Source organism: Streptomyces sp. NPDC020597 (genome assembly GCF_044335095.1).
Classification (GTDB): Bacteria; Actinomycetota; Actinomycetes; order Streptomycetales; family Streptomycetaceae; genus Streptomyces.
This window is the reverse complement of sequence record NZ_JBIRUL010000007.1, coordinates 337,385-360,447: the sequence shown is the minus strand read 5'-3', so window position 1 is coordinate 360,447 and position 23,063 is coordinate 337,385. Positions and strand designations below refer to the sequence as shown.

The window sequence follows — 23,063 nt, the reverse complement described above, 5'->3', positions numbered from 1 at the left end:
GACGGACAGGCCCGGACTCCGGGGCAGCTGGAGGAGCGGGTCAGCGTGCGGTACGGGCCTTGGCGAGCGCCTTGTCCAGGTGAGCGTCGACGAGGCCCGGCGAGCCGGAGACGATGACCAGGATGTTGCCGATGCGGATCGCCGTCTGCTTGACGACGCTGCGCCGTCCGCCGGCGGAGTAGGCGAGCAGCTGGCTCCACTGCTCGTCGCCGAGGTTCGGCGCGGACGTCTTCTCGGTGCCCATCTCGACGACCGTGCTGCCCGAGGTCACCTGATACGAGGGGCAGGAGAGCATCGCGTCGAAGACCTTCCCGATGCCCTTGGACAGCTTCGCCGGGCCGTCGCTGTACAGCTCCTCGCTCACCTCGGAGTTGCTGCTGCCGGTGTAGGTGAAGGACTCCTTCGCCTCCCCCATGAAGTCGAAGCCGGAGCCGGTGGCCGGGTTGCTGCCCAGGTTCTCCTGCGCCGGGCAGCCGATGACAGTGACGTCGTCGTTCCAGAGGGCGGGCTCGGGCTTGTGGGAGTAACCCTCGCCCAGGTCGCTCTCGTTCAGCAGCCGCTTGTTCAGCTCGGTGGAGGACAGCGGCGCGGATGCCGAGGGTGCGCCGCCCCGGTGTGCGGGTGCGGAGGACGCCGCCGAGGCTCCGGCGGGCTCGGTGTTGCTGGAGCAGCCGGTCAGGGCGAGGACGGTGAGGGCGCTCAGGCTGAGGGCGGTCGTGGTGGAACAGCGCATGCGGAACCCCTTGATAGTGCGAGATGGAGGGTCTGACCGAGTCGGCCCTCCGGGTGCCGACGAACGCAGGGGTGGGAGGAGGGGTTTCGGGCTTCAGCGGCCGAGGTGGCGCAGTCCGTCTTCGAGAGTGGGGTGGAAGTGGTCGACCGACCTGAGTTGCGGTTGTACCAGGCGGTGTTCAGCCGGATCTCCTCCGCTTCGTGGCCGACCAGGCAGCGGAGCCACACCGAGCCGTCGCGCATGTTGAAGACGATCCAGTTCCGGTACGCACCGCAGTGGCACGCGTGGACCTCGCCGTCGATGACGAGCGGCAGGTCCCAGCGCATCATGAACCCCGAGACGTCCTGGCGGGACGGTGCCCGGAAGTCCGGCGGCAGGAAGTCGGGCAACACCGTGGCTGTCGGCGCCGCCGAGGCAGCGACAGGGTCGGGTGCGTCCGGCAGCGGCAGCTCGGTGTGCATCGCCAGCACCGCCTGGCCGGCACGCTGGGCTTCACGGAACTCTCGGTCCGCACGATTGCGTCGGAACATGCGGTCTCCATTGGACGGCCGGTGCCGAAGATGGCTACGCGGCCCGCGAGAACCTGGCGCACCCTCTGTTCACCGCGATCGCCACGGACAGGCAAGCCCACGGCGTGAAGTGGGTGGCCATGCCGGTCGACTTCCCGTACTGGCGGGCGGTCTACGACTTCTTCCGCCGCTGGCGGGCCTGCGGCTACGTACGTGAACTGCACGAACGCCTGCGCCGCACGGCGAGGGAACGCTCAGGCCGCAACACTGAGCCCAGCGCGGGAGTCATCGACAGTCAGTCGGTGGACGCCTCCGAGACCGTCGGCGAGGACAGTCGCGAATACGACGGCGGCAAGTCACGTGACGGGCGCAAGCGTCACATCCTGACCGATACCGAGGGTCTGCTCCTGGAGGTGACCGTGACGACGGCCGATGTGCACGACTCCAAGGCCGCCCCCGCACTGCTGGAGACGTTCATGGACCAGCCGGGCCAACTGCTGAAGCTGGTGTGGGTCGACAGCGCCTACCAGGGCCCGGCCTTGGCCGAGGCGTTCGCCCGTCACGGGGTGCGCGTCGAGGTCGTGCGCCGCGCTGACGGGCGGCGCGGATTTGTCGTACTGGCCCGCAGGTGGATGGTGGAGCGCACGCTGAGCTGGCTTGCCCGCTCACGCCGCCTCAACCGCGACCACGAACGCCGCCTCGACCACCACGTCCAGATGGTGTGGTGGGCTGCCGTGATCAGGCTGTCCCGGCGCCTAGCCGGGGACGCTCCGCGCTGGCCTGAGAAGCGTCCCGGTCGACTGCTCCGGGCGCGGGCATGAACCGTCCGTCCCTCGCCCGCACCAGCCAGCCCCGCTTCTCCAGCACATAGGCACGGTGACGGATCTTCTCCACCTCGTTCTTGATCTCCGCTTCCCGGCCCACCGCCCGCGTCAGCTCCACCCCGTTCACCGGCCCCGAAGCAGCCACCACCGCGGCGAACACCTCCCGATACAGGCCGCTGAGCACCTCCTCGCCCATGCCCGACCGCCACACCGGCGGCCGCTCGCCATGCCCCACGCCCGGGCCGCCCGATCCCACGGCAGCAGCCGTCTCACCACCGGACGGCACGGAAACCGGCGTCGTCACCGGGCCCTCCCCGGCCAGCACCGACACGAGCTCCTCACGCCCCACCCGGGCCCGCTCGACCCGCTCCCGCGCGGCATCCACCTCGGCCTGAGCCTGCTCCAGGACCTCCGTCCAGGACTCCAGATCCTGCCTCGCCCGCGCCTCACGCTGTTCCATCAACCCCAGCACCGACGGCATCGCACCCTCCTCGATCAACAACAAGCCGCCCGCTGCCTGTCCCTGCCCCGTCGCAATCATGCCCCGCACACGAAGAAGCCCCTGCTCATCGAGCAGGGACTCCCTTTGCCACAACGCACTAAGCGTTTCCCTGATCAGGATGTGGGATAGCTTTGCTATGCACACCTTCTTCTCTCGTTCCGTGCTGTCGATGGCCGCGATACGCCGGGGCGATCTCGTGGCCGCCGCCCGGCATATCGAGGCGGCCCCGCGTGCGGCGTCGGCCGACCAGATCGCCCGGTACAACTGGTTACTGATCCAGTTCTCGGCGGCGTCGAACGGCGCCGCGCCCACGGTGTCCCGGCTCGCCGCGGAGCAGCCCCGGCTGCTCACCGACGGCGATCTGTTCGAGCTGGAGCCGGGTGCGGCGCCCTGGTTCGTACGCGTCATGCTGCGGGCCGGTGACCGGAAGTGCGCCGAGGCGGTCGTCGAGTCGGCCGGCCGGACGTCTCCGCTGGGGCAGTTGCATGCCCAAAGCCTCCTGGACCGCGACGCCGGGGGCCTCCGCCGGGCCGCGGCCGAGCACCATGACCCATGGGCCAGCGCCTTGGCCAGCGAGGACCTGGGTAGGCAACTGATGGCCGGTTCGGCGGGCCAGCGGACTGAAGCGGAGAGCCAACTGCGGAAAGCGGCCGGAATCTACCGGGAAATCGGTTGCCTCAGCGATGTCGAGCGGGTTTCCGGAATACAGCGAGAATTGTGTTCCCGAATTGAAGCCGGGGTTCGCGGTGAAAGCGGAGCCCAGGGCGAGACCGGCATCAGCGGTGGATCCGGGGCCCGCGGTGCAGCTCCGGGATTCTCCTGGGCATCCCTGACCGAGACCGAGCGGGCGGTCGCCCGGCTGGTGGGGGAGGGGTTCACCAACCGGGAGGTGGCGGCCAGGCTCTTTGTCTCTCCGCACACCGTCGACTTCCATCTGCGCCGGATCTTCCAGAAGGCGGGAGTCCGGTCCCGAGTACGGCTGGCCAGCGTACTCGGCGGCTAGGGCGCGGCAAGGCGTACCCGACGCAGACCTACGGGCTGCCCGGCGAGCGGGGCACCGTCCGGCAGCGGATCCTGCCGAGGTCTTGGATCATCAGTGCCCTGCCCAGCTCGACCCCGGTGTCCACGGGAGTGATGGTGAACCGTTGCAGCAGTACCGCCAGGCACAGGACCGACTCCAGCATGGAGAAGCGCTGTCCGATACAGGCCCGCGGGCCCCCGCCGAACGGGAACCACGCATAACGGTGGCGGCCCGCCTCAGCCTCCGGTGAGAAACGCTCGGGATCGAAACGGTCCGGGTCCGGCCAGTACGCGGGATGGCGGTGGGTCACCCCTGAGCAGACGACGACATCTGCACCCGCCGGTATGCGGTGGCCGCCGATGACCATGTCCTCGACCGAGCGGCGGCCGATGAACTGGATGGGCGAGTGGAGGCGCATCGCCTCCTTGAGCACCATTGTCAGATACGGGAGGTCTTCGAGGTCGGCGGCCCCCGGACGTCGTCCGGCGAGCGCCCCGTCGATCTCCGCGTGGGCCCGTTCCTGCGCTTCGGGATGGCTGGCGAGCAGGTGCAGCGCGACGGCGAGTGAGGTCGCGGTGGTCTCGCTGCCGGCCAGGAGGAAGACGAGCAACTGGTCGCGCAGCTCGTCCGCGACCACTGCCTCACCGTGTTCGCTGTGGGCATCGATGAACAGACTCAGCATGTCGTCGCCCCGGGCGCCGCTGTGTGCCGCGGCCCCCGAACCGGCCCGCCCGCTCAGTCGCTCGGCGATGATGCGGTCGCAGACCGCGTACAGCTCCCGTTGTCCGGCCGCCGCACGGCGGTTGGCCGGGGTGGGCCAGTGGCGCGGGATGTTGACCGGCGAGAAGCCGCGGTCGAGTGTGTACGTGACGAAGTGCTCCAGACGCCGGCGTATCACCTCGACGGCGGTGTCCATGTCGGCGCCGAAGAGAATGCTCGACAGCGTACGGACGGTGAAGTCGGGCATCTCGGTGACGAGGTCCACCACCCCGTCGGGCGCGCTGCCCCACCGCTCGGCGAGGGACGCCGCCTGCGTATAGGCGGCGTCGCCGTATCCCTGCACCCGGCGGTTGGTGAACAGCGGCTGGATCAGGCGGCGTTGACGCAGATACTCGTCATCCTGACTCGTCACCAGGCCGTTTCCGATGGACTCCCGGATCTCTTCGTAAATGTGGTTGTCCTTGCGGAAGTTCACCGCTTGGGAAGCCAGCACCTCCTGAACGCCCTCGGCCGAGAAGACCGCGTACAGCTTCATCCGCAGTCCGGGCAGGCCCCCGGTGAGGCGGACCACGTCGCCGTGTTCGCGCCGGGCCCGCGCCAGGGCGCCGATCGGATCGCGCCGCAACTCCAGCAGTGAGCCGATCAACGGCCTTCCCGCCGGGCCGGGCACAGATGTCTCCGCCATGGCTTCCCCTCCTCGCGTACTTGTCCCGTCGAGCGTGGCAAACGCTCCCCGCCCACGGGACCACGCGGATACGTGGCAGCGGACTACGGACCTGCGGGAAGCCCCGAACGGCCAAGGCCGCCAACGATGTTCGGGACGTAGTGGGAGCCCGTGGTGGCAAGCCCGTCGCGGGACGAGGGCGGTGAGAAGGCGGCAATGGTGACGGACTCGAGGTACAGCCGTTTCGAAGCACTGGGGGCATGCCTGCCCTCCGCCGTGCAGTCGAGTGCCGATCTGGCAGCCCAGGTCACCGAGGTGCCCAGGCTGTTCCTGGAAAGGATCACAGGGGTCGCCGAGCGCCGGGTCGCCGACATCGACGCCGGAGAGGACTCCTTCCATCTGGCCCTCGCCGCGGCGCGGGACGCACTCGCCCGTTCCCGCTACGACGCGGCCCAACTGGACGTGGTGATCTCGGCGTCCATCAGCCGGGCCAAGGGCGGGGACAACCTGCACTTCGAGCCGTCGTTCGCCCGCATGCTCTGCGAGGACCTGGGCGCCCACTCGGCCATCAACTTCGACATCTCCAACGCCTGCGCGGGAATGATCACCGGTGTCTATGTCCTCGACCGGATGATCCGGGACGGACTGGTCAGAAACGGGATGGTCGTCAGCGGCGAGCACATCACGGCGGTGGCACGCACCGCGGCGGCCGAGCTGAGAAGTGTCCGCGACCCGCAGTTCGCCTCCCTCACGGTGGGGGACTCCGCCGCGGCGGTCATCCTCGACGAGTCGAGGGACGACGCCGACCGCATCCACTACGTCGAGATGATGACCTGCTCCGAGTACTCCCACCTGTGCAAGGGCATGCCCAGCGACCGCTCGGCCGGCTTGGCGCTCTACACGGAGCACCAGCGCATGCAGGAGGAGGACCGGCGCAAGTTCTGGCCGCTCTTCCACCGCGACTTCCTCGCCAGGAACGGCACCGACTTCGCGAGCGAGAAGTTCGACTACGTCATCCACCACCAGGTCGGCGCCCGGTTCGTCGAGCTGTACAACGAGACGGGGGAGTCCGTGCTCGGTGTCTCCATGCCGGAGAGCCTCTCGGTGCTGCGCGAACTCGGCAACACGTCCAGCACCTCGCACTTCATGGTGCTCCATCAGCATCTGAAGGCCGGAACCGCCGGCCCGGGCTCCAAGTTCCTCCTGGTGCCCAGCGCCTCGGGCCTGGTCCTCGGCGCCCTCTCCGCCTCCATCTCCGAGCTGGAGGTGTGACGGTGGGTACGGTCATCAGGGCCGCCGCCGTCGCGGCGCCGCCACTCGGGTACACGTCCGAGACCTCGGTACGGCTGGCCGCGCGGGCCGCGAACGAGTGCCTCTCCCAGGCCGGGGTGCCGCCCCGGGCGGTGGGCGTACTCATCAACGTCGGTGTCTACCGCGAGGACAACACCGCTGAACCGGCGATGGCCGCCATGGTGCAGAAGGACGTCGGCATCAGTCTGGACTACCTGGCCGAGCCGGCCGCAGGCTTCTCCTTCGACCTGATGAACGGTGCCTGCGGAGTGCTCAACGCCGTACAGGTCGCACAGACCCTGCTGAACACGGGCAGCACCGAGCGGGTGCTGATCACCGCCGCCGACACCCATCCGGCGGGGCGCGCTGCCGACGACCCCGACTATCCGTACGCCGACCTGGGCGCCGCCCTGCTCCTGGAGCGTTCCGGCGACGGTGGCTTCGGACGGGTACGGACGTACGGCGCGCGGGGTCCCGTGGGCACGGCCGGTCTGGTGGACATGGCGCGCGTAGGCACCGAAGGACGCTGGAGGATCTCGGTGGAGCGCGACGACGACTGGGAGGAACGGCTGCTCGACCTCACCGTCCGCAGCGTCATCGACCACGTCCGTGAGGAGGGCACGAGCCTGGACCGTACTCTCCTGATCTGCAACCGGCCCACCGCGGGCTTCCCGCAGTTGCTGGCTCAGCGGCTGACCCCGGCCCCAGCGGCCGTCATGGCGCCCGAGGCACCGGATACGACGGACGGTGAGCCGCACACGGCCGCACCCTTGCTCGGTTACCTCCGGGCACTGGCCGAGGGCGTCTCCGACGGCTGTGACCGGCTGCTCTTCGTCACCGCCGGCGCCGGGCTGAGCGTGGCGTGCGCGCACTACGAATTCCCGGCCGGGCCTGCCGGGGGCACGGCCGCGGCGGCCCTCGCCGGGCAGGTGACCGCGTGACGGCCGCCGGGCCGTCCGGGCTCCTCGTCGACCGGGGCATCGGCCTGGCCGAGATCCTGGCGCACAACGCCCGCACGCACCCCGACAAGACGGCGATCCTCCATCCGGAGGGACGCGGCCCCGGCCATCGCTCCGGCAGCGGCCGAGAGATCCGTTACGGAGAGCTGACCTATCGTCAACTCCAGGACCGGGTCGAGCGGTTGGCGGACGGTTTCGTCCGGGCCGGACTGGTCCGGGGCACACGCACGGTACTCATGGCACGCCCCGGCCCCGACCTCTTCGCGATGGCCTTCGCCCTGTTCCGGGTCGGTGCGGTCCCCGTCCTGGTGGACCCGGGCATGGGGCTCCGTCGCATGCTGCACTGCTACCGAGAGGTGGGCGCGGAGGCGTTCATCGGCCCGCCGCTCGCCCACGCCGTACGCGTCCTGGGCCGCCGTACCTTCGGCGGGATACGCACCCGGATCACCCTGGGCCGTCGCTGGTTCTGGGGCGGCGAAACCCTTCAGCGGCTTCAGCGGCCGGGAGGGCCGGAACGGCAGGAACACGCCGGACTCCCGGCCACCGCTGACTCCGCGCCGCGGCCCGGCGGCGACGACCTACTGATGATCGTCTTCACCACGGGCAGCACCGGCCCAGCCAAGGGCGTGGAGTACACCCACCGGATGACCGCGGCCATGGCCCGGCAGGCACAGGAGGCCTTCGGCTACGACGGCCGGGACATCTCGCTGGTCACGCTGCCCATGTACGGCATCCTCGATCTGCTCTTCGGATCCACTGTGGTGCTCGCCCCACTCTCCCCGGCCAAGATCGCGCAGGCCCGCCCGGAGCCGCTGATCGAGGCCATGACCCGGTTCCGGGCCACCACCCTCGCCGCCTCCCCGGCCCTGCTGCGGGTGCTCGGACGGTACCTGGCGCAGCACCCGACCGACCTGCCGGATCTGCGGTTCGCCGCGGCGGGCGGCGCCCCGGTGGCCCCGGAGGTGGTCGCCGACCTCCGTACAGCCCTGGGCCCGAAAGCGGCGCTCCACGTCACCTACGGCGCGACCGAGGCGCTGCCGATCTCGTCCATCGAGTCCGCGGACATACTCGCCGACACCGCGGTTCTGTCGGCGCGGGGCGCGGGCACCTGTGTCGGCCGTCCCCTGCCCGGAACCGAGGTACGGATTGTCCGGGTGCCGGACGCACCGGTGTCCCGCTGGCAGCCCGAGTCGGTCCTTCCGGCGGGGGAGACCGGCGAGATCGTCCTCTCCGGGGAGTCGGTCAGCCGCCGCTACCACGCCGACCCCGCAGCCGACGCCCGGCACAAGATCCGCGAGGAGCGCCCCGACGGCACCGTGCGGCTGTGGCACCGTACCGGCGACCTCGGCTATCTCGACACCTCGGGAAGGCTGTGGTTCTGCGGACGCCGCTCCCAGGTCGTGCACACCTCCGACGGGGAACTGCACACGGTCAGTTGCGAGGGGGTGTTCAACGCGCACCCGGAGGTCCGGCGCACCGCGCTGGTGGGCGTCGGAGAGCCCGGCGCACAGCGGCCGGTGGTCTGTGTCGAGACCGAACCGGGAGTCGGCGACGCCCAGTGGCGGCGCGTCGTCCAGGAACTGCGGCAGTTGGCCGCCCGGGAACGGGTGACCAGAGGACTGACGGAATTCCTGCGGCACCCTGCCTTCCCGGTGGACATCCGGCACAACGCCAAGATTGACAGGGAACTGCTCGGGCGCTGGGCCGGCGGACACCCGGCGCCGGGCCGCGCCCCGGCATCCGCGCGCGACCGGGCACAACGCGCCGTACCCCTGGTCGGCTGGGCCTATCTGTTGGCAGGGCTCGTCCATCCCTTTGACCAGCCGCTCCTGCGGACGCTGTGGTGGGCGGACGCCTTTCTGTGTGTCGTCGCCCATGCGGCCCAGATCCCCTGGGCCATGGAGCGCGGCCGCGCCGCTGGCCACCGCCCTGCGGCCGTGATCGGCCGCACCATGCTCTACGGCGCGGCATGGTGGCACGGCCTGCCGAAGCCCGCGCCCAGCCGGAGGAAGCCATGAAGATCCTGGTCACCGGCGCGTCCGGATTCCTCGGCGGACATCTGGTGGACGCCGCACTGCGCCAGGGCCACCAGGTCAGGGCGCTCGTCCGGGAAACCAGCGAGCTGAGTCGGCTGTGTGCCCTCCCGGGGCTGGAACTGGCGTACGGAGACCTGGGCGACGCCGCTTCGCTGCGGCGCGCGGTCGAAGGGGTCGACGTCGTCCAGCACAGTGCCGCGCGCGTCGTCGAGCACGGGACCCGCGCACAGTTCTGGAACAGCAATGTCACCGGCACCCGGCTCCTGCTGGACGCGGCACGGGACGCGGGCGCGGGGCGTTTCGTCTTCATCAGCAGCCCCAGCGCGCTGATGCGGGTGGGAGACGGCGACCGGTACGGCATCGACGAGAGCGCGCCCTACCCCACGCGCTTCCACAACCTCTACTCCGAGACCAAGGCAGCCGCCGAACGCCTCGTACTGGCCGCGGACCAGCGGGAGTTCACCACCGTCGCGCTGCGCCCGCGCGGTGTCTGGGGCCCGCGCGATCACGCCGGATTCCTGCCCAGAGTCATCGCGAGGATGGCGGCGGGACGGTTCCCCGACCTCCTCGGCGGCCGGCGCGTCCTGGCCTCGCTCTGCCACTGCGACAACGCGGTGGCGGCCACACTGCTGGCGTCCACCGCCCCGGCCGAACGCATCGCGGGCAAGGCGTACTTCGTCGCCGACAAGGATCCGGCCGACGTCCGGGAGTTCCTGGAACGGGTGGCCGGCCTGTTCGGTGTCCCGCCGCCCACCCGGCGGATTCCCCCGCTCGTCCGGGATGCTCTGGTCGAGGCGGTCGAACTCGTATGGAAACTACCGCTGTTGGCCGCCCGCGAGCGCCCGCTCAGCCGCTACTCGGTCGCCCTGCTCACTCGCTCCACCACCTACGACATCGGTGCCGCCGAACGCGACCTCGGCTATGTCCCGGTGACCGGCCAGGAGACCGGCCTCCGCGGGTTCGAGACCTGGGTCCGCTCCCTCGGAGGCCTTGAGGTGTTTCTCCGTACCATGCGGTGAGCCCGGTGCCCCGCAGCAGAGGGGTCAACGCCGTGAGACCGGTGTCGATCGAGTCCTGCCGGTTCTCGACCAGTCCTTCGGTGTAGAGGGCGAGCAACGAGCCCGGTGCGAGCAGCAGTTCCCAATGACAAGGCCGGCTATGCGCTGCGGTCCGCCGTCGACGCCATACCCGTTCCCGTTCGGCTCGACGCCACAGTGCCCGGACGCCCGGTGGCCCTGCCTGTCCCCGTGCTGCAGCCGACGGTGTCCGCTTTGCTGCCGATGCTCGTCGGGATCACTACCGCCACGGGGAGGGGCGCAGGCAGCGCCGCCCCACCTCGCCGTTCTCCTGGGCACGATCGGGATGCTCGGCGTCGGCTGGATCGTCTCCGCCTACGCACGCCGGATCCAGGCCACGGGCTCGCTCTACAACTACGTCGGCGAGGGCCTCGGGGCCCGGGTCGGCGCCGCCGCGGGCTACGTCTACCACCTGGGTGCATTAGTCCTGGGAGCGGGTATCGCCGTCCTCATCGGAGGCACGCTGCACGACGTCCTCAAGGCGGAGTTCGGCTTTGCCGCCCTGCCCGTTTGGGCCTGGTTCGCCGTCTACATCGGCATCTCGGTCTCGGCCACCCGCGGGTTGCTCACCATGTCCCGCGACGGCTGGCTGCCGAGATCTCTGGGCAGGCTCAGTGCACGTCGGCGCACCCCGGTCGGCGGCATCGTCGTGTTTGGCGCCTCCTTCGCCGCGATGATCCTGGTCAGTCAGGCCTTTCCGGGCGCGGTCGCGGTACCGGGGCTGCCCGACCACGTCAGCTGGTTCGCCTGGCTGTCCGCCCTCGGGGTGTTCAGCCTGGCCGCCATCTACCTGGCCATGTGCCTCGGGGCTGCGTGACCACGCCAACAGACCACCGGTATGGGGGAGTTCGCTCGTCGGTGTGTCGATCACCGGCGGCGCCCTCTTCGGCGCTCTGTACAAGGTGTCGGCACCCACCATCTGGGCCCGCTGGCACCGCCATCGCCGCCATCGTGGTGGCCCTCCTGGTGGCGCCGCGTCTCGGCATCGCACCCGCCCGGGCGCCCGCCTCTGCCGAAGCCGCCCAGACCTGACCGCAGGACAGCCTTCGAGCATCTGAGCCGAAGGGTTGTTCATCCGGTCCGGGCTCGCCGTACGCCGGCGCGGGCCCGGACCGCTTCTCACAAGGGAGTACTCATGCACCGTCCTGGATCCGCATCGCACGAACCCGTCCACCTGGTCGCGGGAGCCAGCAGCGGTATCGGTGCCGCCGTGGCCGGGCAGGCGGCCGCCGCGGGAGCCCGCGTCGCCGTCTGCGGACGGCGGCCCGACACACTGCGCAAGGTCGCGGACGACTGCGGTGCCACCGCCTACGTCGCGGACGTGACCGACCGCACCCAGGTCGAGGAACTGGTGGCCGCCGTCGTGCGGGACCACGGCCGCCTCGACGGCATCGTCGCCAACGCGGGCGTCATGCGACCCGGCGGAGTGCTCGACCTCAGCGACGAGGACTGGAACACGACCCTCCGCACCAACCTCACCTCCGTGTTCCTGCTCGCCCGCGCCGGACTGCCCCATCTCGTCGCATCAAGAGGGGCCTTCGTGACCGTCGGCTCCATCGCCGGGCTGCGTGCCCCGGTGGGCATGTCCGCCTACGCCGCCTCGAAGGCTGGTGCCGCCATGCTGACCGCCACCCTCGCGGCCGAGTTCGGGCCTCGCGGGGTGCGCGGGAACACCGTCTGCCCGGGCTGGACCCGCACCGAGATGGCCGACGAGGAGATGCGGGAGTTCGGCGGGCCGCTGGGTCTCGGGATCGAGGAGTCCTACGCCGAGGTCACCGCTCTCGTGCCCCAGCGCCGCCCCGCCGAGCCGCATGAGATCGCCGACGCCGTGCTGTGGCTGCTGGGACCGCAGTCCTCCTATGTCAACGGCGCCACACTCACTGTCGACGGCGGCACCACCGTCGTCGACCCGGGAGCCGTGGCCTTCGACTTCCGCCTCTCCGAGCGCTGACACACCGGTATGACGGCACGTCATTCCTTCGGCGCAGCTCGTCGTCGTCCAGCTCGGGCAGCAAGCAGGCCAGTCCTCCCGATCGAAGTCAGATCCGGTCCGGTCACGGGGAGATTCCAGTCACCCACTGCGGGCAGGTACTTCACAGCGGCAAGGCTCCTCATGCGTGCAGACCGCCGCGCTCGACGAGCTGCCTCGCGATAACGTTCCGCTGAATCTCGTTGGTGCCCTCGCCGACGATCATCAACGGAGCGTCGCGGAAGTAGCGTTCGACGTCGAACTCCGTGGAGTAGCCGTAACCGCCGTGGATGCGCACGGCGTTGAGGGTGATCTGCATGGCGGTCTCGGAGGCGAACAGCTTCGCCATCCCGGCCTCCATGTCCACCCGACGTCCGGCGTCCGCCTCCCGGGCCGCGTACAGGGTGAGCTGGCGGGCCGCCGTCAACGAAGTGGCCATGTCCGCGAGGTAGTTGCCGATCGACTGGTGCTGCCAGATCGGCTTGCCGAACGACTCCCGCTCCTGGGCGTAGGAGAGAGCGTCCTCGAACGCCGCCCGGCCGACGCCGAGCGCGCGGGCGGCGACCTGGAGGCGGCCGGTCTCCAAACCCTTCATCATCTGCGCGAAGCCCTTGCCCTCCGCACCGCCGAGTACGGCGTCGGCCGGGGCCCGGTAGTCCTCGAAGGACAGCTCGCAGCTCTCCACCCCCTTGTAGCCGAGCTTGGGCAGGTCACGGGAGACGGTCAGCCCCGGACCGTGCTCCACGAGCAGGATCGAGATGCCGTGGTGAACCGGCGTGGCGTCCGGGTCGGTCTTGCACAGCAGGGCGATCAGGCCGGACCGGCGGGAGTTGGTGATCCAGGTCTTCGCCCCGTCGACCACGTATCCGCGATCACCGTCCTTGCGGGCGACCGTGCACATGGCCTGCAGGTCGGAGCCGCCGCCCGGCTCGGTCAGGGCCATGGTCGCGCGGATCTCACCGGTGGCCATCCTGGGCAGGTACCGGCGCTTCTGCTCCTCGGTCCCGAAGTGCTGCAGCAGCTTGGCGACCACGGTGTGGCCGCCCATCGCGCCGGCCAGGCTCATCCAGCCGCGCGCCAGTTCCTCGGTGATCAGGACATAGCACGGGGTGGAGACGGGGGTGCCGCCGTACTCCTCGGGGACGGCGAGGCCGAAGACGCCGAGCCGCTTCATCTGCTCGATCAGAGCCTCGGGGTAGGTGTTCGCGTGCTCCAGTTCCCGGACGACCGGTTTCACCTCCTTGTCGACGAAGTCGCGCACCGTACGGACGATGAACTGCTCGTCCTCGGACAGGATGTCGAGAGTGCTCATGGGGCGGGGCTCCTTGCTGAACTGGCGGGTGCCGAAAGGCGGTTCAGATGACGCGTTCGGCCCTCAGGCTGTCGATGTCGGCCGTGCCGTACCCCAGCTCGGCCAGGATCGTCTCGGTGTGTTCGCCCGCCGCGGGGACGGGATCCATGCGCGGCGCGAGGCCCGCCAGGTCTGTCGGCGGCAGCAACGCCGGCACCGTGGCTCCGCCGGGAATCCGTACGTCCCGCCAGCGGTCCCGGCCGCCGAGGACCGGGTGCTCCAGGAACTCCGTCACGTCGTTCACCCCGGCGTTGGCGATGCCCGCCGCGTCCAGCAGCTTCATCACCTCGTCGCCGTCCAGCTCAGCGAACCGCTCGGCCACGATCGCGTTCAACTCCTCACGGTGGGCGACCCGGGAGGAGCCGCCGGCGAAACGCGGATCGGCGGCGAGCCCTGGCAGACCGAGGAACCGGTCACACAGTGCGGCCCATTCGCGCTCGTTCTGGACGGAGAACAGCACCGCCTTGCCGTCGGCGGCGGTGTAGGCGCCGTACGGGGCGATGGTGGCGTGCTGGGTGCCGAGGCGCGGGGGCTGGGTGCCGCCGAAACGGGTGTAGTAGGCGGGCTGGTTCAGCCACTCGGCCAGTGCCTCGAACAGCGAGACCTCTACGGCACGGGCGACGCCGGTGGTGGCGCGGGTGAGCAGCGCGGTGAGGATGCCGGAGTAGGCGTACATGCCTGCGGCGATGTCGGCGATCGAGACGCCGACACGGGCGGAGCCGTGCTCGTTGCCGGTGAGCGAGACCAGGCCGGTCTGGCACTGCACCAGCAGGTCGTACGCCTTGCGTTCGGCCCATGGGCCGCTGGAACCGTAGCCCGAGATGGAACACGGGATGAGGGAGGGAAATCGTTCGGCGAGCGCATCAGCGCCCAGGCCCATGCGTGCGGCTGCGCCGGGGGCGAGGTTCTGCACGAACACGTCCGCGTCTGCGAGGAGTTGCTCCAGGACGGCTCTTCCCGCGTCCGACTTCAGGTCGAGCGTGACGGACTCCTTGGACCGGTTGAGCCACACGAAGTAGCTGGACTCGCCGTGCACGGTGGTGTCGTAGCGGCGGGCGAAGTCGCCTCCGCCCGGCCGCTCCACCTTGATGACCCGGGCACCGAGGTCGGCCAGCTGGCGGGTGGCGAAGGGGGCGGCGACCGCCTGTTCGAGGCTGACGACGGTCAGGCCGGCCAGCGGCAGCGCTTCGGTGGGCTCGGTCATGGATGACCTCCAGGGGGATGCGGGTCCCGAACCGGGGCTACCATCATGAATGCTCATGGTGATGCCAGTGAAATAGCATTGCGTGATACCCCCATGCACACACCGGATGGCTGCGGAAGGAAGGCCCCTCTTGGACGTCAAGCAGCTCAAGGCGATCGTCACGGTCGCCGAGGTGGGCAGCGTCACGCGCGCCGCGGCGCTGCTGCATCTGGTGCAGCCCGCGGTGACCCGGCAGATCCGCACCCTTGAACAGGAACTCGGCGTCGACCTCTTCGAGCGGACCGGGACGGGCATGCGCCCCACCGAGGCGGGCTCGATCATGGTCGACCGTGCCCGGCGGGCCCTGAACGAGCTGGAGCGCGCCCGCGCCGAGGTGCAACCGGCCCCGGGCGAGGTGTCCGGCATCGTCACCGTCGGCCTGCTGGAGAGCACCAGCGACCTGCTTTCCGAGCCGCTGGTGACCGCTGTCGCCCGCAGCCATCCCGGCGTCGAGCTTCGACTGATGACCGCCTACTCGGGTCACCTCCAGCAGTGGCTCGACGACGGCGACCTGGATCTGACCCTGCTCTACAACCTGGACAGCACGCCCTCGCTCAACGCCCACCCGCTGGTGCGCGAGCGTCTGTGGGCGGTCGCTCCGCCGTCGGCCGGCCTGCGTGCCGACCGTCCGGTGCCGTTCGCGGAGGCGGCGGGGCATCGGCTCGTCATGCCCGCCTCGGGGCATGCGCTGCGCCGACTGATCGACGCGGCGGCGGTGCGCGCCGACTCCGCCCTGGACGTCGTCGTGCAGACCAACTCCATGCGGGTGCAGAAGCAACTCGTCCGTGCGGGGCACGGCTGGACGGTGCTGCCCGGCGTGGGCATCGCCGAGGACGTCGCACAGGGCACCCTGAGCGCCGCGCCGCTGAGCGAGCCCGACGTGTGGCGGTCGATCGTCCTCGGCACTCCGCGGTCCGGGCGCACCCCGCCCGCCGTGGAGGTCGTCGCGCGTGAACTGGTCCGCAGGATCAACTCGGCGGTGGGCGAGGGCAGATGGCCGTCCGCCCGGATCCAGGGCACCGATGCCGCCGCCGAGGACGAGTGACGCCCCGCACCCCGAGAACACCGTCGAAGGAACCTCCATGAACGACACCGGCCCCCGGTCCACCGCCATCGCCCGCGCCCAGGACGGCATCGCGCTGTCCTACCAGCGCCAGGGCTGCGGATATCCGCTCGTCCTCCTGGCCGGGCAGGCGAACAATCACCACTGGTGGGACGCCGTTCGCGGGGACTTCCACGCCACGCACTCCACCATCACCCTCGACCAGCGCGGCACCGGTGACAGCGACAAGCCACGCGGGCCCTACTCCACGCAACAGTTCGCCGAGGATGTCATCGCCGTCCTCGATCACGCGGGCGTCGAGCGGGCCGACGTCTACGGCACCTCCATGGGCGGACGCGTGGCCCAGTGGGTGGCCGCCCGCCACCCGGACCGCGTGCGGCGGCTCGTCCTGGGCTGCACCTCGCCAGGCGGCCCGCACGCCGTCGAGCGCGACAGGTCAGTCCGACGGGCCCTGGCCCAACCGGACCCGGAGGCCGCCCGGCAGGCGCTGACCGACCTGATGTACTCCCCCGCCTGGCGCGCCACCCACCCCGGCCCGTACACCACCCTCGGCGATTCCGGCATGCCCCCGCACGCCCGCCACGGCCATCTGGTCGCCAGCAACGGGCACGATGCCTGGGACGCCCTCCCTCTCATCACCGCCCCCACGCTGATCCTGCACGGCGACCAGGACCGGCTCACTCCGCCGGACAACCTCCCCCTGCTCGCCGCCCGCATACCCGACGCCCGGACGCGTCTGTTCCCTGGCGCCCGCCACGCCTACTTCGAGGAGTGCCGCACGGAGGCCGGTCCGCTCGTCGAGGCGTTCCTCGGCGAAGGCGAGCGGTCGTAGCCGAACCACGGGCCATCGGGGCCCGCGGCTCCCGCTATGCGAGCAAGGCATGCGGATATCACGCATTTCTATTGTCCAACCTCATCCATCAGCACTCATGATGTGTGGCACCTTGAGCCGACCGATCAGCGGAGTCGCAACGGATGAGCCAGACACATGCCCCGGCACCCTCCTGGCAGGAGGACGTGTTCACCGCGCTGAAGAAGCACGGAGTCCAACAGATCGCCTACGTCCCCGACTCCGGTCACTCCCACACCATCCGTGAGGCCCGACGCGATCCGGACATCCACGACGTGGTGCTGACCACCGAGGAGGAAGGGGTCGCCGTGGTCAGCGGGGCGTGGCTGGGCGGTCAGCGGGCGGTACTGCTGATGCAGAGCAGTGGCGTCGGCAACTGCGTCAACATGTTCTCCCTGCCGCAGATGGCCCGGTTCCCCTTCCTCACGCTGGTGACGATGCGGGGCGAGTACGCCGAGTTCAACCCGTGGCAGAGCCCCATGGGCCGCACCACCCAGCAGGCCCTGGAACTCATGGGCATCACCGTCCTGCGGGCCGACGACCCCGAGGACGTCGCGGAGACCGTCGAGGCCGCTCTGGACTCGGTGTTCGAGGCCGGTGAGCGCGTCGCCGTGCTCCTCGGACAGAAACTGATCGGCCGCAAGAAGTGGGAGCGCAACTGATGACCGCCGCTCTCCCCCGCCTCGACCGGCGCCGCTTCGTCGCCGACCTGATCGGCCGCCTCCCCGAGGACGCCCTGATCGTCACCGGCCTCGGCTCGCCCAGCTACGACGTGTTCGCCGCCGGCGACCGCCCCGGCACGTTCTACCTCTGGGGCGCGATGGGCGCCGCCGCCCCGCTCGCCCTCGGCCTCGCCCTGGCCCGGCCGGACCGCCCGGTCGTCGCCATCACCGGCGACGGCGAACACCTCATGGGCATCGGCGCCCTGGCCACCATCGGGGCCGTACTCCCGCCCAACCTGACGGTCGTGGTACTGGACAACGCCCACTTCGGCGAAACCGGTATGCAGCCCAGTCACACCGGGCTCGGCACCGACCTCATGGCCGTCGCCCAGGGCTTCGGCATCCGCGATGTCGTGCGGATCACCGACGCCGACCGGACGGAGGACCTCGCCCTGCGGATCAAGGCGCGCGCGGCGACGACGTACGCGCAGGTGCTGATCACCACCGACGAGCCGCCGCGCGCCCTGCCGCCCCGCGACGGCGTCGCCAACAAGAACTCCTTCCGCGCCGCACTCGGTCTGAGCACCTTCTAGCCGACAGGACTCGCCATGCAGCGCTACGAGATGTTCATCGACGGGGAGAACCGGAAGCCCGGCGCGGGCGAATGGTTCCCCACCGACAACCCCTACCTGGGCACCCCATGGGCCGAGATCGCCAAGGGCACAGCGGAAGACGTCGACGACGCCGTCCGAGCCGCCCACCGCGCCCTGCACAGCGGACCCTGGGCCGAGCTCACCGCTAGCGCCCGCGGCGCGCTGCTCCGGCGGCTCGGCGACACCATCGCCGCGCACGCCCGCCGCCTCGCGGAGACCGAAGTCCGCGACAACGGCAAACTGTTCACGGAGATGTACAGCCAACTGACTTACGTCCCCCAGTGGTTCCACTACTACGGCGGGCTCGCCGACAAGATCGAGGGCACCGTCCCCCCGTTGGACAAGAAGGGCTACTTCGCCTACACGAAGAAGGAACCCGTCGGGGTCGTCGCGGTCATCACACCGTGGAACTCACCGCTGTTGCTGCTTGCCTGGAAGATCGCCCCGGCCCTGGCCGCCGGCTGCACGGTGGTGGTCAAACCGTCGGAGTTCGCCTCGGCCTCCACCCTCGAACTGGTCCGGCTCCTCCACGAGGCGGGACTGCCGCCCGGCGTGGTCAACGTCGTCACCGGCTTCGGCGAGGACGTCGGCGCCGCCCTCGTCGAACACCCCCTCGTCCGCAAGATCACGTTCACCGGCTCGGACACCACCGGCCGCCGCATCAACGAGGCCGCCGCACGCGGCTTCAAGCGCGTCAGCCTCGAACTCGGCGGCAAGTCGCCCAACATCGTCTTCGCCGACGCCGACCTGGACGCCGCTGTGAACGGCGCAGTCTCCGGCATCTTCGCCGCCACCGGGCAGACCTGCATCGCCGGCTCCCGGCTCCTGGTGCAGCAGAGCGTGCACGACGAGGTCGTGGGCAGCTTGGTAGACCTCGCGCGCACCGCCCGGATGGGCGACCCCATGGACGAGGCCACCCAGGTCGGACCCATCACCACCCCGGCCCAGTACGCAAAGATCCTCGACTACATCGACATCGCGCAGCGCGAAGGCGCCCGGCTCGCGCTCGGCGGCAAGGCCGCGGGCGACAAGGGCCGGTTCGTCGAGCCGACCGTCTTCACCGGCGTACGCAACAGCATGCGCATCGCCCAGGAGGAGGTCTTCGGTCCCGTCCTCGCAGTGATCCCCTTCCACGACGAGGACGAGGCCGTCACCCTCGCCAACGACAGCCGCTACGGCCTCGGCGCCGGCGTCTGGACCAGCGACATCGGCCGCGCCTTCCGCATGGCCGACCGCATCCGCTCCGGCACCGTCTGGGTCAACACCTACCGCGCGGTCAGCTACCTGACGCCCTTCGGCGGCTTCAAGGACTCCGGCATCGGCCGGGAGAACGGCATCGGCGCCGTCACGGCGTACCTGGAGGACAAGAGCGTCTGGATCAACACCGGTGCGGCCACCGGCAATCCGTTCGTCCTGCGCTGAAAGGCCCCACAAAGACATCTCCCCGGCGACACGAGCAACGGAGCTTCCCATGTCGCAGTCCAGCACTCCCGTCCCCGCACCGACCCGGGTCACCGCCAACGTCGTACGTGGCTGTCTGGGCAACCTCGTCGAGTGGTACGACTGGTTCATCTACGCCACGTTCAGCATCTACTTCGCGTCCGTGTTCTTCCCCAAGGGCAACCAGACGGCCCAACTCCTGTCCACAGCGGTCGTCTTCGCCGTCGGCTTTCTGATACGTCCGCTCGGCGGCTGGCTGCTCGGCGCATACGCCGACCGGCACGGCCGCCGCCAGGCACTGACCCTGTCGGTCACACTCATGAGCATCGGCTCGCTGACCATCGCGTTCACCCCCTCCCACGACGCCATCGGCCTCTGGGCACCGGCCCTCCTGGTGCTGGCGAGGCTCACCCAAGGACTGTCCGTCGGCGGCGAGTTCGGCTCCAGCGCCTCCTACCTCGCCGAGATCGCCCCGCCCGGCCGACGGGGCTTCTACTCCAGCTTCCAGTACGTGTCCATCGTGCTCGGCCAGCTGGCGGCGCTGCTCGTGATGATCGTGCTGCAGAACCTGTTGACCGAGGGCCAGTTGCAGAGCTGGGGCTGGCGCATCCCCTTCGTGATCGGCGCCGTCTCCGGTCTGGTCGTGATGTACCTGCGCCGCACCATGGAGGAGTCGCAGCACTTCCAGGAGGAACAGGCGAAAGCCGCCGCGCAGGAGGCGGACGTCAAGGAGCGCAAGGGGTTGCGGGCTCTGTTCGCCGAGTACCCGCGCCAGCTGATCGCCGTGTTCGGGCTGGCCATCGGCGGCACCGTCGCCTTCTACACCTACACCACCTACCTGCAGAAGTACCTGGTGAACACGGCGGGCATCCCCAAGTCGACGGTCTCCGTCATCGGCTTCGCCGCCCTGTTCGTGTTCATGCTGCTCCAGCCTGTGGCCGGCCATCTGTCCGACCGCGTAGGCAGACGCCCGGTGATGTTCGTCTTCTGCGTCGGCGGCATGCTGCTCACCGTCCCGATCATGACCGTCCTCGGCCGCACCGGTAGTCCGTGGATCGCCTTCCTGCTGATGACGATCGCCCTCACCTTGGTCAGCTGCTACTCGGCCCTGGCCGCCATCATCAAGGCGGAGATGTTCCCCACCAAGGTCCGGGCCCTGGGCATCGGCCTCCCGCACGCCCTGGTCGCCGCCACCTTCGGCGGGATGACCGAACCCATCGCCCTGGGCCTCAAGAACAGCGGCCACGAGACGGTCTTCTTCTGGTATGTCACCGGGTGCATCGCGCTGACCTTCCTGGCCACCCTCCTCGTACCCGAGCCGTCCCGCACCTCGCTCCTGGAGGCCGCCGAGACACCCGCCTCCCGACCCCGGCCGAAGACGGCACCGCTCACCTGACCACAGCCCAGCCGCACGCAAGACCTCAAGGACGGAAGGACGATGCAGCCCACCCCACCCCCGCTCAGCACCTACGTGGAGTCGTGGACTCCGGGGCCGGTCGAGGAGGAGGACCCGCTGGACGCCGGCCCGGCGGCGGCCCTGTCGGCGGTCCTGAACCTCCCCGGCCCCGGCCCGAGGGCCGGAGAGCCGCTCCCTCCGCTGTGGCAGTGGCTCTACTTCCTCAACTGGCCCGCCGGGCGGGAACTCGGCGCCGACGGCCACCCGGCGAACGGACACTTCCTGCCGCCCCTTCCCCACCGGCAGCGCATGTGGGCGGGCGGCCGCTGCGAGATCACCGAGCCGCTCCGCCTCGGCGTACCCGCCGAACGTCACAACTCCCTCGCTTCCGTGACCGCCAAGCGGGGGCGCACCGGGGAGATGCTGTTCGTCACCGAGCGCCGCGAGTTCCGCCAGCACGGGCGGACCTGCCTCGTGGAGGAGCAGGACATCGTCTACCGCTCCGGACGCAGCACCGGACAACACTCTTCCAGCGTCGACGAGTTGACTGCCCCTCACGGGGACGAGCCGTGGCAGCTTCCCCTGCACCCTGACCCTGCCCTGCTCTTCCGCTTCAGCGCCCTGACCGCGAACGCCCACCGCATCCACTACGACGCCCCGTACTGCCGGGGTGAGGAGGGCTACCCCGGACTCGTCGTCCACGGCCCCCTGCTGGCCCTGCTGATGCTGGAACTCGCCCGCCGTCACGCCCCCGACCGCCAGGTGCGCTCCCTGTCGTACCGGCTGCGTCGGCCCGTGTTCGCCGGCGAACACCTCCTGGTCTGCGGCACGCCTCGCGGCGACCGCGCCGAACTGCGCGTCGCCACCCATCGGGAGGAACGGCACGCCGGGGCGGAGGTGACCTTCGCATGATCCCGGTGCTCTCCGCCCGCAGCCTCCTCTTCGTGCCGGGACACCGGCCCGACCGCTTCGACAAGGCCGCCTCCTCCGGCGCCGACGTGGTGATCATCGACCTGGAGGACGCGGTCGCCGCCGAGGAGAAGGACCGCGCCCGCGCCAACGCCGCGGCCTGGCTCGCCCTGGGCAACCGCGCGATCGTGCGGATCAACGCGCCCGGGACCCCGTGGTCTGAGGCCGACCTGCGCGTGGCGGCCGACCACGGCTGCCCGGTCATGGTGCCCAAGTCGGAGGACTCCGCCGTACTGGCCGACCTGGCCGCGCGGACTGCCGGCCGATGCGGCCTCGTCCCACTCGTCGAGACCGCGCTCGGCGTGGAACGGGCGCGCGAGGTGTGCGCCGCACCGGGCGTCACCCGTGCCGCCTTCGGCAACGTCGACCTGGCCGCCCAACTCGGCATCGCTCAGGACGATCACACGGCCCTGGCCTACGCACGCTCCAGAGTGGTCGTCGCCTCGGCCGCAGCGGGCATCTCCCCGCCCGTCGACGGCGTCACCACCGCCGTACGGGACATGGACACGCTCTCCGCCGACATCGCCCACGCCCGACGGCTGGGCTTCACAGGCAAGCTCTGCATCCATCCGTACCAACTCCCCCGAGTGGCCGAGGGGTTCGCGCCCTCGGCCGAGGAAGTGCGGTGGGCACGCGCGGTCCTCGGCGCCGGGGACGCGGTCACCACGGTCGACGGGCAGATGGTCGACAAGCCGGTGCTGGAACGCGCACGACGCGTCCTGGCACAGGCTCACGGACCGCACGGACCGCACCCCGCAACCTGACAGGGCTGGTGCTCCGAGCGCGGGTGTGACGAAGTACGACGCACGTGCCGGGTGGTGGCGGTGCAGTCGGGGTGGTTCACATGTGCCTGCGCCGCCTCACTCGTGAGGCTGACTGTGGCCAGGTGGCCGGGACCGCGCACTGCCCCTCGCGACGGGCGTGGTCCAAGGACGGGTTCCAGGCACCGTCTTCGGGAGCCCGCCCTGAGGATCGGCGAGTTGCGCCGCCTCTCATTGTGAGACGAGATCGGACCTTCTCCTCATAAATGGCTTGCCCTTTAATGGTGCCCACTCCACGCCGACGCCCCGGCCCCTCGCCTATCGGGAATTCCAGCATTCAGAGAACGCGATCTGGGCCAGAAGTCCAGAACG

22 protein-coding genes are annotated in these 23,063 nt (G+C 70.3%); 16 read left to right on the top strand and 6 right to left on the bottom strand.

Annotated features, from left to right (window positions below; genetic code table 11):
- Window positions 1-40: 40 nt before the first annotated feature.
- Together ACH4ZA_RS15785 and ACH4ZA_RS15780 are read right to left on the bottom strand one after the other, a co-directional pair.
- Window positions 41-733: a hypothetical protein gene (locus ACH4ZA_RS15785; protein ID WP_398429857.1), complete on the bottom strand. Its 693-nt coding sequence runs from the start codon at window positions 731-733 to the stop codon at window positions 41-43.
- Window positions 700-1,263 (bottom strand): hypothetical protein, encoded by a 564-nt coding sequence (locus tag ACH4ZA_RS15780; protein WP_398429886.1) that lies wholly within the window; start codon window positions 1,261-1,263, stop codon window positions 700-702. Before ACH4ZA_RS15780 ends, ACH4ZA_RS15785 begins: the two co-directional genes overlap by 34 nt.
- Between ACH4ZA_RS15780 and ACH4ZA_RS15775 the strand changes: the two genes are divergently transcribed.
- Complete coding sequence (locus ACH4ZA_RS15775; protein ID WP_398429856.1) at window positions 1,164-2,063, top strand: IS5 family transposase; 900 nt, start codon at window positions 1,164-1,166, stop codon at window positions 2,061-2,063. The genes ACH4ZA_RS15780 and ACH4ZA_RS15775 overlap by 100 nt on opposite strands.
- On the opposite strand, the gene ACH4ZA_RS15770 is transcribed toward ACH4ZA_RS15775, so the two are convergent.
- Window positions 1,981-2,712 (bottom strand): hypothetical protein, encoded by a 732-nt coding sequence (locus ACH4ZA_RS15770; RefSeq protein ID WP_398429855.1) that lies wholly within the window; start codon window positions 2,710-2,712, stop codon window positions 1,981-1,983. The genes ACH4ZA_RS15775 and ACH4ZA_RS15770 overlap by 83 nt on opposite strands.
- Between ACH4ZA_RS15770 and ACH4ZA_RS15765 the strand changes: the two genes are divergently transcribed.
- Window positions 2,705-3,571 carry a LuxR C-terminal-related transcriptional regulator gene (locus ACH4ZA_RS15765; protein ID WP_398429854.1) on the top strand — a complete coding sequence of 289 codons (867 nt, stop codon included), beginning with the start codon at window positions 2,705-2,707 and terminating at the stop codon, window positions 3,569-3,571. The two genes, ACH4ZA_RS15770 and ACH4ZA_RS15765, sit on opposite strands and share 8 nt — an antisense overlap.
- Before the next feature lie 28 nt (window positions 3,572-3,599).
- Here ACH4ZA_RS15765 and ACH4ZA_RS15760 read toward each other — a convergent pair whose 3' ends face one another.
- A complete protein-coding gene (locus tag ACH4ZA_RS15760) occupies window positions 3,600-4,994 on the bottom strand; it encodes a cytochrome P450 (RefSeq protein WP_398429853.1) in 1,395 nt (464 codons plus the stop codon).
- 195 nt (window positions 4,995-5,189) lie between these two features.
- On the opposite strand from ACH4ZA_RS15760, the gene ACH4ZA_RS15755 reads away from it, so the two are divergent.
- From ACH4ZA_RS15755 to ACH4ZA_RS15730, 6 genes are all read left to right on the top strand, one after another.
- Window positions 5,190-6,245 (top strand): 3-oxoacyl-ACP synthase III family protein, encoded by a 1,056-nt coding sequence (locus ACH4ZA_RS15755; RefSeq protein ID WP_398429852.1) that lies wholly within the window; start codon window positions 5,190-5,192, stop codon window positions 6,243-6,245.
- Between the two features lie 2 nt (window positions 6,246-6,247).
- Window positions 6,248-7,204, top strand: a complete 957-nt coding sequence (locus ACH4ZA_RS15750) for a hypothetical protein (protein ID WP_398429851.1) — start codon at window positions 6,248-6,250, stop codon at window positions 7,202-7,204.
- On the top strand, window positions 7,201-9,240 hold the full coding sequence (locus ACH4ZA_RS15745; RefSeq protein WP_398429850.1) for a fatty acid CoA ligase family protein: 2,040 nt from the start codon (window positions 7,201-7,203) through the stop codon (window positions 9,238-9,240). Before ACH4ZA_RS15750 ends, ACH4ZA_RS15745 begins: the two co-directional genes overlap by 4 nt.
- Complete coding sequence (locus ACH4ZA_RS15740; RefSeq protein WP_398429848.1) at window positions 9,237-10,277, top strand: NAD-dependent epimerase/dehydratase family protein; 1,041 nt, start codon at window positions 9,237-9,239, stop codon at window positions 10,275-10,277. Before ACH4ZA_RS15745 ends, ACH4ZA_RS15740 begins: the two co-directional genes overlap by 4 nt.
- Window positions 10,278-10,620: 343 nt before the next feature.
- A complete protein-coding gene (locus ACH4ZA_RS15735; protein ID WP_398429846.1) occupies window positions 10,621-11,151 on the top strand; it encodes a hypothetical protein in 531 nt (176 codons plus the stop codon).
- Window positions 11,152-11,469: 318 nt separating this feature from the next.
- Window positions 11,470-12,285, top strand: a complete 816-nt coding sequence (locus ACH4ZA_RS15730) for an SDR family NAD(P)-dependent oxidoreductase (RefSeq protein ID WP_398429845.1) — start codon at window positions 11,470-11,472, stop codon at window positions 12,283-12,285.
- Window positions 12,286-12,445: 160 nt separating this feature from the next.
- On the opposite strand, the gene ACH4ZA_RS15725 is transcribed toward ACH4ZA_RS15730, so the two are convergent.
- Window positions 12,446-13,615, bottom strand: a complete 1,170-nt coding sequence (locus tag ACH4ZA_RS15725) for an acyl-CoA dehydrogenase family protein (protein WP_398429843.1) — start codon at window positions 13,613-13,615, stop codon at window positions 12,446-12,448.
- A gap of 43 nt (window positions 13,616-13,658) precedes the next feature.
- The gene (locus ACH4ZA_RS15720) at window positions 13,659-14,858 is read right to left on the bottom strand and encodes a CaiB/BaiF CoA-transferase family protein (protein WP_319366558.1); all 1,200 of its coding nucleotides are present in this window, start codon (window positions 14,856-14,858) and stop codon (window positions 13,659-13,661) included.
- A gap of 130 nt (window positions 14,859-14,988) precedes the next feature.
- Between ACH4ZA_RS15720 and ACH4ZA_RS15715 the strand changes: the two genes are divergently transcribed.
- The 8 genes from ACH4ZA_RS15715 (at window position 14,989) to ACH4ZA_RS15680 (ending at window position 22,694) form a co-directional block, all read left to right on the top strand.
- Window positions 14,989-15,942, top strand: a complete 954-nt coding sequence (locus ACH4ZA_RS15715) for a LysR family transcriptional regulator (protein WP_398429841.1) — start codon at window positions 14,989-14,991, stop codon at window positions 15,940-15,942.
- A 37-nt stretch (window positions 15,943-15,979) separates the two neighbouring features.
- Complete coding sequence (locus tag ACH4ZA_RS15710; protein WP_398429840.1) at window positions 15,980-16,792, top strand: alpha/beta fold hydrolase; 813 nt, start codon at window positions 15,980-15,982, stop codon at window positions 16,790-16,792.
- A gap of 143 nt (window positions 16,793-16,935) precedes the next feature.
- The gene (locus ACH4ZA_RS15705; RefSeq protein WP_319366555.1) at window positions 16,936-17,472 is read left to right on the top strand and encodes a thiamine pyrophosphate-binding protein; all 537 of its coding nucleotides are present in this window, start codon (window positions 16,936-16,938) and stop codon (window positions 17,470-17,472) included.
- Window positions 17,472-18,065 (top strand): thiamine pyrophosphate-dependent enzyme, encoded by a 594-nt coding sequence (locus ACH4ZA_RS15700; protein WP_398429839.1) that lies wholly within the window; start codon window positions 17,472-17,474, stop codon window positions 18,063-18,065. The genes ACH4ZA_RS15705 and ACH4ZA_RS15700 overlap by 1 nt, the downstream gene beginning before the upstream one ends.
- A gap of 15 nt (window positions 18,066-18,080) precedes the next feature.
- A complete protein-coding gene (locus ACH4ZA_RS15695; protein WP_398429838.1) occupies window positions 18,081-19,547 on the top strand; it encodes an aldehyde dehydrogenase in 1,467 nt (488 codons plus the stop codon).
- 49 nt (window positions 19,548-19,596) lie between these two features.
- Window positions 19,597-20,961, top strand: coding sequence for an MFS transporter (locus tag ACH4ZA_RS15690; RefSeq protein ID WP_398429837.1), 1,365 nt, complete (start codon window positions 19,597-19,599; stop codon window positions 20,959-20,961).
- Between the two features lie 42 nt (window positions 20,962-21,003).
- Complete coding sequence (locus ACH4ZA_RS15685) at window positions 21,004-21,873, top strand: hypothetical protein (RefSeq protein ID WP_398429836.1); 870 nt, start codon at window positions 21,004-21,006, stop codon at window positions 21,871-21,873.
- Window positions 21,870-22,694, top strand: coding sequence for an HpcH/HpaI aldolase/citrate lyase family protein (locus ACH4ZA_RS15680; protein ID WP_398429835.1), 825 nt, complete (start codon window positions 21,870-21,872; stop codon window positions 22,692-22,694). Before ACH4ZA_RS15685 ends, ACH4ZA_RS15680 begins: the two co-directional genes overlap by 4 nt.
- Window positions 22,695-23,063: the final 369 nt, after the last annotated feature.